A 3,260-nucleotide genomic window follows, 5' to 3' on the forward strand; every position below is an offset into this window, starting at 1 on the left:
GAGGCGTTCATGCGCCTCGCCGCGGACGGCGCCCGGCCGACCGCGGTGCTCGCCGAGCGCGCCGAGGACCGCGCGCACCTCGCCGCGCGCGGCATCACCGAGGTGGTCCACCCCTCCGACGTACCGTCGCTCTGAACCGTCCCCTCTCCGAACCGTCCCCCAGCCCGCAACGGAGCCCGCTGACATGCACGATGACCGCACCCTGGTCGAGTCCCGCCTCAAGCGCGTCCTGGACGAGCGCATCCGCCCGGCCGTGTACCCCGAGTCCGTCCCGCTGGAGGTCGGCATCTGGACGGCGCCCGGCGAGCCCGTCCCGGTCGCCGAGGGACTGGCCGCCCCGCGCACCCCGATCGCCGTGGGCGACGCCTGGGGCGCGCCCTGGGGCACCAGCTGGATCACCGTGTCCGGCACCGTGCCCGAGGCCTGGGCCGGGCGCACCGTCGAGGCGCTGATCGACCTCGGCTTCGACGCCAACATGCCCGGTTTCCAGTGCGAGGGCCTGGTCTACCGCCCGGACGGCTCCCCGGTGAAGGGCCTCAACCCGCAGAACCAGTGGGTGCGGATCGCCGCCCCGGCGGCCGGCGGCGAGCAGGTGCTGCTGCACGTCGAGGCCGCGTCCAACCCGGTCATCCTGGACTACCACCCGTTCCTGCCCACCGAGTTGGGCGACAAGGAGACGGCCGGCGACCGGCCGCAGTACAAGCTGGCCCGGATGGACCTGGCCGTGTTCGACGAGACGGTCTGGCAGCTGGTGATGGACCTGGAGGTGCTCGGCGAGCTGATGGCCGAGCTGCCGGTGGACGGCCCCCGCCGCTGGGAGATCCTGCGCGCGGTGGAGCGGGCGCTCGACGCGGTCGACCTCCAGGACGTCAACTCCACTGCGGAGAAGGCGCGTTCCGAACTCGCGGGGGTGCTGGCCGCGCCCGCCGTGCCGTCCGCGCACCGGATCAGCGCGATCGGCCACGCCCACATCGACTCGGCCTGGCTCTGGCCGCTGCGCGAGACCGTCCGCAAGGTGGCCCGCACCACCGCCAACATGACCGCGCTGCTGGAGGACGAGCCGGAGTTCCGCTACACCATGTCCCAGGCGCAGCAGTTCGCCTGGATCAAGGAGCACCGCCCCGAGGTGTACGCCAAGGTCCGGAAGGCCGTGGCGGAGGGCCGGTTCGTGCCGGCCGGCGGCATGTGGGTCGAGTCCGACACCAACATGCCGAGCTCGGAGGCGATGGCCCGGCAGTTCGTGCACGGCAAGCGGTTCTTCCTGGACGAGTTCGGGGTGGAGAACCACGAGGCCTGGCTGCCGGACACCTTCGGCTTCACCGGCGGCCTGCCGCAGATCATCCGCAACGCGGGCTCCACGTGGCTGCTGACCCAGAAGATCTCGTGGAGCCAGGTGAACCGGTTCCCGCACCACACCTTCCTCTGGGAGGGCATCGACGGGACGCGGATCTTCACCCACTTCCCGCCGGTGGACACCTACAACTGCTCGATGAAGGGCAGCGAGATCGCCCACGCGGCGAGGAACTTCAAGGACAAGGGCGTCGCCCGGCACTCGCTCGCCCCGACCGGCTGGGGCGACGGCGGCGGCGGCACCACGCGCGAGATGGTCGCCAAGGCGGCCCGGATGAAGGACCTGGAGGGCTCGGCCACCGTCCGCTGGGAGAACCCCGCCGAGTTCTTCGCCAAGGCCGAGGCCGAGTACCCGAACCCGCCGGTCTGGGTCGGCGAGCTCTACCTGGAGCTGCACCGCGCCACCCTGACCAGCCAGGCGAGGACCAAGCAGGGCAACCGGCGCAGCGAGAACCTGCTGCGCGAGGCCGAACTCTGGTGCGCCACCGCCGCGTTGCGCACCGGCGCGGCGTACCCGCACGAGCAGCTGGACCGGATCTGGAAGACCGTGCTGCTGCACCAGTTCCACGACATCCTGCCCGGCTCGTCCATCGCCTGGGTGCACCGCGAGGCCGAGGCGACGTACGCGGCGCTGGCCGCCGAGCTGGACGGGCTGATCGACGCCGCCCAGCGGGCGCTGGCCGGGGCCCCCGACGGCGGGCGCGAGCTGGTGTTCAACGCGGCGCCGCACACCCGCTCGGCGGTGCCGGCCGGCGGGGCCGCCGCGGTCGCCGTGCCGGGCGGCACCTGCACGGCGGTGGAGCGGCCGGAGGGCGGATTCACCCTGCGCAACGGCCTGCTGGAGGTGGTCGTGGACGCCGACGGCCTGATCGCCTCGGTGGTCGAGCTCGCCACCGGCCGGGAGACCGTCGCCCCCGGAAGCCGGGCCAACCTGCTCCAGCTGCACCCCGACTTCCCCAACATGTGGGACGCCTGGGACGTGGACCAGTTCTACCGCAACACCGTCACCGACCTGACCGGCGTGGACGCGCTCACCGCCGCCGTCTCCTCCGACGCGGCCTCGGTGCGGATCGCCCGCTCCTTCGGCTCCTCCACCGTCGTGCAGACCCTCACCCTGCCGGCCGGCGAGCAGCGGCTGGACATCGACACCGAGGTCGACTGGCACGAGACCGAGAAGTTCCTCAAGGCCGCGTTCCCGCTGGACGTCCACACCGAGCGCTACGCCGCCGAGACCCAGTTCGGCCACCTCTACCGGCCCACCCACACCAACACCAGCTGGGACGCCGCCAAGTTCGAGGCCTGCAACCACCGCTTCGTCCACCTCGACGAGCCCGGCTGGGGCGTCGCCCTGGTCACCGCCTCCACCTACGGCCACGACGTCACCCGCACGGTGCGGGCCGAGGACGGCGGGACCACCACCACCGTCCGGTTCTCGCTGCTGCGCGCCCCGCGCTTCCCCGACCCGAAGACCGACCAGGGCCTGCACCGCTTCCGGCACGCCCTGGTGCCGGGCGCGGCGATCGGCGACGCCGTCCGCGAGGGCTACCGGATCGGCCTGCCCGAGCGGAAGGTCACCGGGAGCGCCGAGCGGGTCGCGCCGCTGGTGGAGCTGGACCACGACGCCCTGGTGGTGAGCGCCGTCAAGCTCGCCGACGACCGCAGCGGGGACCTGATCGTCCGGATCTACGAGGCGGGCGGCGGCCGCGCCCGGGGCCGGCTGACCACCTCCTTCCAGCTGGCCGACGCCGTCCCCTGCGACCTGCTGGAGCGGCCCTGGGACGGCACCCGCGGCGAGGTGGCGGTCGAGGACGGCGCGGTGCACGTCGACACCCCGGCCGGCGGCACCGCGCTCACCGCCCTGCCGCGCTTCCCCGACCCCACCGTCCGCACCGACCCCGGCGCGCTGCTCG

At 73.4% G+C, this 3,260-nt stretch carries 1 protein-coding gene and 1 pseudogene; both read left to right on the top strand.

What is annotated here, in order from left to right; all coding sequences use genetic code 11:
• A pseudogene (locus ABZW03_RS39000) lies at positions 1–135 on the top strand (glycosyl hydrolase); the annotation flags it as partial.
• A 49-nt stretch (positions 136–184) separates the two neighbouring features.
• Positions 185–3,260, top strand: a 3,076-nt coding sequence (locus tag ABZW03_RS39005) for a glycoside hydrolase family 38 C-terminal domain-containing protein (protein WP_355269341.1), incomplete at its 3' end; no start/stop codon positions are given.

Origin of the sequence: Kitasatospora sp. NPDC004799 (assembly GCF_040609095.1) — a bacterium.
Classification (GTDB): domain Bacteria; phylum Actinomycetota; class Actinomycetes; order Streptomycetales; family Streptomycetaceae; genus Kitasatospora.